Raw genomic sequence first — 6,353 nt, forward strand, 5'->3', positions numbered from 1 at the left:
AGGGCTAATGTGAAAATTAATAGTGTAAATTCCAATACAACTCAAAACACTTCAAACAATGGAATTAAGCTTGGTAAAGGTGACATTGTTAAAGGAAAAGTAATTTCTATTGATGGAGATAATGCTTTAATTGAATTAAAGGATGGTACACAATTAAGTGGGAAAGCATTAGTTCCAATGAATAAATTCCAAGGGAAAACTATAAGTCTTCTTGTAAGACAAGCTACAGATACTAAGCTAGTCTTTACACCAGTGGCTGGAGGGGTAGAAGACCAATCAGAAAAGAGTTTTGTTAGAAATATATTAAAGGAGATAGGACTAATAGATAGTGAAAAAGATCAAGAGATATTAAAAACTTTAGTCAAATATAAGATGCCAATTAATCAAGATAGCATAGATAGAGTTTCTATAGCCCTAGATAAGATAGAAGAACTCCTAAATATAAAAGAGGGAGAAAGTTTAGAACTTATTTCAAATAAAGGAAATCCATTAGATGAAGATGTTAGTAAATTGATTAAATCTTCAGTAAACGGATTGGAAGTTCAAGGCGGCTCTTTAAATAGTGATGAAATTACAGAATTAATCACTAAGACTCTAGAAAATATGAATATTAATAAGGAGATAGATAGCAATATAATAAAGGAAGTGACTTTCTTAGTAAAGAATAATGGAAAGGTATCAGTAAATAATCTAAAGTTTTTGTCGGATATAATATCAAATAAAGATTTCTTTGAAGGAGATTTACTAGAGTTAGTTCAGCAGATGGATGATGAGGGATATGATGTTAAAGATATTAAATTACAATTTTCCAAACTTCAGGAAGGAAAAATACTTAATTTTGATTCTTCTGATAAGGAAATTCTAAAAGAATCCATAAATAAATTAACAAAGCTTATAGATGATATCCAAAAGTCTGTTAACACTAATGAAAACAAATCTGATACTATATCAGATAAAATAAATAACCTAAATAGTAAGATTGACTTTTTAAATAATTTAAATGAAAATAGTACGTTCTTCTACATACCTTTAAAAATGAAAAAAGAAGATTTGCAAAAGAATCTTTTTGTATTAAATAAAAAGAAACGTTTTAATAAGGGAGATAAGGTAAGAATTTTTGTATCTTTGGATACAACTAATCTAGATAAGGTTAATGTAATGTTAGAGTCAAATAATAGTAAGTTAAAGATTGATTTTAATGTTAGGTCTAAGGCTATTGTAGAATTTATTGAGACTAGAATAAATGAATTGGGTCAAGTATTATCAGATAGTGGATATGATAATATAGATATTTCTATTAATACAAGAAAAGAGGATGATATAAACCCACTTGACTTAATTGCCGATGAAGAAGGACAAAATTATCTATTTGATGTAAGGGTGTGACTTTATGACAGCTGACCATGATAAAAAGAAAAGAATTAATAAAAAGAAACGAGAAGATGCTATAAAAAATAAAAAAGCAATAGCTTTACAGTATGATAAGTCAGACATTGCACCAAGGGTAATTGCAAGGGGAAAAGGATATGTTGCTGAAAACATGCTACAAAAGGGTAAGAATGAAAATGTTCAAATTCATGAAGATGAATTTTTAGCAAATAATTTAATAAATCTTGAATTAGGTCAAGAAATACCTGAAGAACTATATACAGCTGTAGCAGAAGTATTGGCTTTTGTTTACAACTTAGATAAGATTAAGGGTGAAAAATTTGAAGAATTCAAAGAAAAATAATAAATTAAAAGGAGATTATGGAGAAAAACTGGCAATGGAGTACCTTAATGATAATGACTATATAATAATTGAAAGAAACTTTAGAAACAGAATTGGAGAAATTGATATAATTGCCAAAAAAGATAATATTATAGTTTTTATAGAAGTAAAATCAAGGAAAAATTCAAAGTATGGCTATGGTTATGAAGCTGTGAATAAAAGAAAACAAGATAAAATAATAAAACTAGCTAACTCTTATATAAATTTTAAAAATCTTAGAAGTTTTCAATTTAGATTTGATATCATTGAGGTGTATTTTGAGGACTGTAGGATAAATCATATTGAAAATGCATTTTGGGTCTAGTGCTTAAAAATATAATTTGTATTATTATATGAGGAAATTGTATGTTAAAACTTTGTATAAGATTATATCTCAAAAAGTATATTTAATTTGTAAACATTCAACCTTATCTACTAGCAGTATTGTAAAGACTTTAAAAGAAATGTCTAGTTTTTAATCTTTAAAACAAAACTTATAAATGTCCAATATAAATAGGAAAGAATTCTCCTTAATAAAAAAGCACAAAATCATAAGTTGAGATCTCGTGCTTTTCTGTCCATATAATTATGGAATCTTTCAAATAACATTCCAGCAATAAACCATGCTGGGAAATAATCAAGTCGAATGTATCCAAAAAAAGTATAGGCTGTACTGTTAGAATAATCCCAAGGACAATATCCAATTATTTTTTCAAGGAGAAATCCTGTGGAAAATTCAATAGCATAGATTAAGAAAACCCAGACAAATCCTCTAATTAAAAAATTTTCACTCCTTATCCTGTCATGAATGGGCTCGAAAAAAACAGCTAATCCATAAATAAAAAACATCCATAGATATGTTGTGCTAGTTAAAGCATAATTTCCTATAAGTAATGAACCCATGCCGGTCCAAAATATTTCAATTAAAAAACCTGTTAAACCATATATTACAAAACGTAATAGCATGTTCTTATTATTTTACTTAGCTAAAATAATATGCTATTATACATTAGATAGATTCATTCATGAATCTATATTTTAAAATGCTCAAATTGACTAATTTACTATTTCCCAGGCAATTTAAATAGCTACTTAATGATAAAATATAGCTGAAATTACCAAAGCAACTTATAGATAATTATCCATGAAATTGGAGTATTGTTAAAGAAAGCCTGCCTAGAAGTTTTCAGCTTTGAATTAGCATGATTTGATTAGTTAGCATTTCTTTATTATACTAATTGATTCATTGGAAGCAAAAGGATTACTATTTTCGATTATTATACTATTCAAGTTTATAGAAATAGGAATTGAAATTTTTGAAATTTAGAGGGATAGGAGTAGAGTAATATTAGCAACTCAACTAAATGACATACTTATAGAAAAAAGTAAATGTCATTTAGTTTAAAAAATTTCAAAGAAAAGAAATGTAATAAATATTATATTGAACTAAACATCTAGTTAATCCAGTAATAATTAATATAAACATTGTAAATATTATCTAAAGAATATATAATAACTTTAAGCAAGTTTGAGAGGAGAGGTTAAAATGAGTAAAAATCCAATAGTAACAATTGAGATGGAAAATGGTAATATAATTAAGGCGGAGCTATATCCAGAGGTTGCTCCTAATACAGTTAAGAATTTTATATCCTTAATTAATAAAGGACATTATGATGGGCTAATATTCCATAGAGTGATTCCTAATTTCATGATTCAAGGTGGATGCCCTGACGGTACTGGATCAGGTGGACCTGGGTATTCTATCAAAGGAGAATTCACAGAAAATGGTTTCAAAAATGATTTAAAACACACCCGTGGGGTATTATCTATGGCAAGGACAAATATTCCAAATTCAGCTGGATCGCAGTTCTTTATTATGGTAGCAGACTCTCCACATCTTGATGGAAAATATGCTTCATTTGGAAAAGCAATAGAGGGTATGGATGAGGTTGATAGAATTGTGAATTCAGATAGAGGACCAAGTGATAGACCTTTCGAAGATCAAAGAATGAAGAAGGTTACTGTTGATACATTTGGACAGGAATATGGTGAGGTAGAGAAAGTATAATAGTTGAGGAGATCCCAAATTGAAATTTTGCAAGATTATATCTTAATGACTTCGGTTTAAAGCCATTTTATTAATTAATTTTAATGGAAAGGTAATATCATAAGTCGCACATCTGATGTAATCATGTTAGAATGATTAAATTTTTAAATGTGAAATTTCCTCATTTAATAAACGGGGGTATTTGATGATAAATGATATAAAAGGTGTTATATTTGACTTAGATGGAACATTGATAGATTCCATGTGGGTATGGGAAGAAATAGATGTTGAATTTCTTGGTAAGCGTGGCTTAGAGCTCCCCGACGATTTGCAAAGAAAGATTGAGGGAATGAGTTTTACTGAAACTGCAGGATATTTTAAAGAAAGATTTAAGTTAAAGGAATCTATAGATGAAATTAAAGCTGAGTGGGATGAAATGACGTTACATTACTTTAATGAAAAAGTTGTTCTGAAAAAAGGAGTCAAAGATTTGCTTGAAGTGTTGAAGAGTAAGAATTTGAAAATTGGCATAGCTACAAGTAATACTAGAGAAAGAACAACAGATATACTTAAGAAATATAATCTTTTTCATTATTTTGATGCAATTAGAACCTCATGTGAGGTTGATAGAGGCAAACCATTCCCAGATGTATATCTACAGGCAGCTAAGGACTTAGGTTTAGACCCAAGTACATGTCTAGCCTTTGAAGATACTTATGCAGGCGTTTTAGCAGCTAAAAGAGCTGGAATGAAAGTATGTGCTGTTCATGATAAAGCATCTCTAGATTATAAATCACAAATATGTGAGGTAGCAGATCGTTATCTAGATAATATTAATGATATTGCATAGTTATTGATTAAGATAAGGGTGTAACAGTTTTATCAGTAGTATTAGATATGAGTAATAGATATAATTTGAAAATGAATAGTTATATTAATTCTGCTTATTCATGATTTTAATTAATTAAGGCAATATTTAATAAAAAAATAAATCTAAATTTCTTGAAGGATATTGAGGAGTGCTTTTGCACTCCTTTTTTTAATGTGACTAAGTTTGATCTATATTCTAAAATTATAGGAAACGAAGAGTTTTGCGAGAATTATGTAAATATTTGAAGGATATAGTTAGTATTTGGAGAAATAAGGTAATAGTAAAGATATTTATAATGAAAATTGAAAGTGAGGTATAGACATGGGATAAGGGTTGAAGAGATTAAAGGAAAAGAATTCTTGGTTTTTGTAACTGATGACTTTAAATTTGAGAAAGAAATAAGGAAAATATGTGGAGTTGGATGGAATTCGAAAGAAAAATGTTACATAGTACCAAGTAATGAGACTAATAAAGGCCTTCTAGTAAAAATCTTACCAGATGAAGATGTTACATGGATTAAACTACATCAAAAAGAAGGTATTAAGCCTACAACTGCAAAGTATAGTTTTAATATTTGGGTACGCAAATCATTAATTGATATGAAGAAGCAACTGATATTTAAAGGATTTTCTAATAAGACAATCAAAGCATACATTGGCCATTCAAGAAGATTTCTAGAATTCTATAATAATGAAGAATGTAACCCAACCAAAGAAGACCTTCAAAGATATATTTATAAGCTTTTAAGAGTAGAAAATGATAGTCATTCATATGTTAATCAAGCTTTTAGTTCATTAAAATTTCTTTTCGAAAATATTTTCTTAAAGGGTGAGATAATTAATACAATACCAAGACCTAAGAAAGAGAAGAAGCTTCCTAATGTATTGAGTGAAAAGGAAGTCTTAAGTATATTCAAGGAAACTAGTAATTTAAAACATAGGACTTTATTGATTTTAATATATTCAGCAGGACTAAGGGTTGGTGAAGTAGTCAGACTTAAGCTTAGTGATATTGACAGCAGTAGAATGATGATACATATCAATCAAGGGAAAGGAAGAAAAGATAGATATACAATGCTATCTGAAGAATGTCTTAAAGTATTGAGACAATATGCAAAAGAATACCAACCTGAAGAGTGGCTCTTTCCAGGTGGAAAAGAAAATTATCATTTAAGTGAAAGATCGGTACAAAGAGTATTTAAGAAATCCTGTGTAAAGGCAAAAATTAAGAAAAATGTTTCTGTACACTCTTTGCGACATTCATTTGCAACTCACCTACTTGAAAATGGAACAGATTTAAGATTTATTCAAGAATTATTGGGCCATAGCAGTCCTAAAACTACTGAAATTTATACACATGTTAGCAGAACCAAATTGAATAGAATAAAAAGTCCGTTAGATAGAATGTTAGAAGAAGATTGATTATACTTTAAACTTTGTAATATAATGTTAATAATGGAACATGATACAAGTAGTAATGCAGAAATTTTTGTGGAGATATTTTTTTAAAAGTGTTAGCGACAGATATTCGCAAATCAACTAATGTTTGAAGTATTACCGACATACAGTCGCAAAGCAAATGATATATATAATATTCGCGACATGCCGGTGTCGGTAATATTTACGTTATCGGAAATTATAATTAAAGATAGTTGCGACTTAAAGGATGGTTTAATGAAAAGAAAA

The 6,353-nt window shown here is 28.7% G+C and carries 7 protein-coding genes; 6 read left to right on the forward strand and 1 reads right to left on the reverse strand.

What is annotated here, in order from left to right; translation table 11 throughout:
• The first annotated feature begins 9 nt into the window (after positions 1-9).
• Genes JMO20_RS20710 through JMO20_RS18925 form a run of 3 tightly spaced genes read left to right on the forward strand, consistent with a single transcriptional unit; the run spans position 10 to position 2,075 of the window.
• Entirely contained in the window at positions 10-1,386 is a 1,377-nt protein-coding gene (locus JMO20_RS20710) for a flagellar hook-length control protein FliK (RefSeq protein ID WP_202711316.1), read from the forward strand.
• A 4-nt stretch (positions 1,387-1,390) separates the two neighbouring features.
• On the forward strand, positions 1,391-1,732 hold the full coding sequence (locus JMO20_RS18920; RefSeq protein WP_202711317.1) for an EscU/YscU/HrcU family type III secretion system export apparatus switch protein: 342 nt from the start codon (positions 1,391-1,393) through the stop codon (positions 1,730-1,732).
• Positions 1,710-2,075, forward strand: a complete 366-nt coding sequence (locus JMO20_RS18925) for a YraN family protein (protein WP_202711318.1) — start codon at positions 1,710-1,712, stop codon at positions 2,073-2,075. The genes JMO20_RS18920 and JMO20_RS18925 overlap by 23 nt, the downstream gene beginning before the upstream one ends.
• 224 nt (positions 2,076-2,299) lie before the next feature.
• Here JMO20_RS18925 and JMO20_RS18930 read toward each other — a convergent pair whose 3' ends face one another.
• On the reverse strand, positions 2,300-2,716 hold the full coding sequence (locus tag JMO20_RS18930) for a putative ABC transporter permease (protein WP_202711319.1): 417 nt from the start codon (positions 2,714-2,716) through the stop codon (positions 2,300-2,302).
• A 580-nt stretch (positions 2,717-3,296) separates the two neighbouring features.
• Between JMO20_RS18930 and JMO20_RS18935 the strand changes: the two genes are divergently transcribed.
• The 3 genes from JMO20_RS18935 (at position 3,297) to xerA (ending at position 6,089) form a co-directional block, all read left to right on the forward strand.
• The gene (locus tag JMO20_RS18935) at positions 3,297-3,818 is read left to right on the forward strand and encodes a peptidylprolyl isomerase (protein ID WP_202711320.1); all 522 of its coding nucleotides are present in this window, start codon (positions 3,297-3,299) and stop codon (positions 3,816-3,818) included.
• A gap of 184 nt (positions 3,819-4,002) precedes the next feature.
• Positions 4,003-4,647 carry an HAD family hydrolase gene (locus JMO20_RS18940; protein ID WP_202711321.1) on the forward strand — a complete coding sequence of 215 codons (645 nt, stop codon included), beginning with the start codon at positions 4,003-4,005 and terminating at the stop codon, positions 4,645-4,647.
• A gap of 329 nt (positions 4,648-4,976) precedes the next feature.
• The gene (gene xerA, locus JMO20_RS18945) at positions 4,977-6,089 is read left to right on the forward strand and encodes a site-specific tyrosine recombinase/integron integrase (protein WP_341534065.1); all 1,113 of its coding nucleotides are present in this window, start codon (positions 4,977-4,979) and stop codon (positions 6,087-6,089) included.
• Positions 6,090-6,353 lie beyond the last annotated feature (264 nt).

Origin of the sequence: Sporosalibacterium faouarense (assembly GCF_016765695.1) — a bacterium.
In the GTDB taxonomy this organism is placed as follows: domain Bacteria; phylum Bacillota; class Clostridia; order Tissierellales; family VENL01; genus Sporosalibacterium; species Sporosalibacterium faouarense.

Bases quoted from the DNA above. Each gene is read 5' to 3' on its own strand.
- JMO20_RS18930 (WP_202711319.1), bottom strand. From the start codon at position 2,716: ATGCTATTACGTTTTGTAATATATGGTTTAACAGGTTTTTTAATTGAA.
- JMO20_RS18935 (WP_202711320.1), top strand. From the start codon at position 3,297: ATGAGTAAAAATCCAATAGTAACAATTGAGATGGAAAATGGTAATATA.
- JMO20_RS18940 (WP_202711321.1), top strand. From the start codon at position 4,003: ATGATAAATGATATAAAAGGTGTTATATTTGACTTAGATGGAACATTG.
- JMO20_RS18920 (WP_202711317.1), top strand. From the start codon at position 1,391: ATGACAGCTGACCATGATAAAAAGAAAAGAATTAATAAAAAGAAACGA.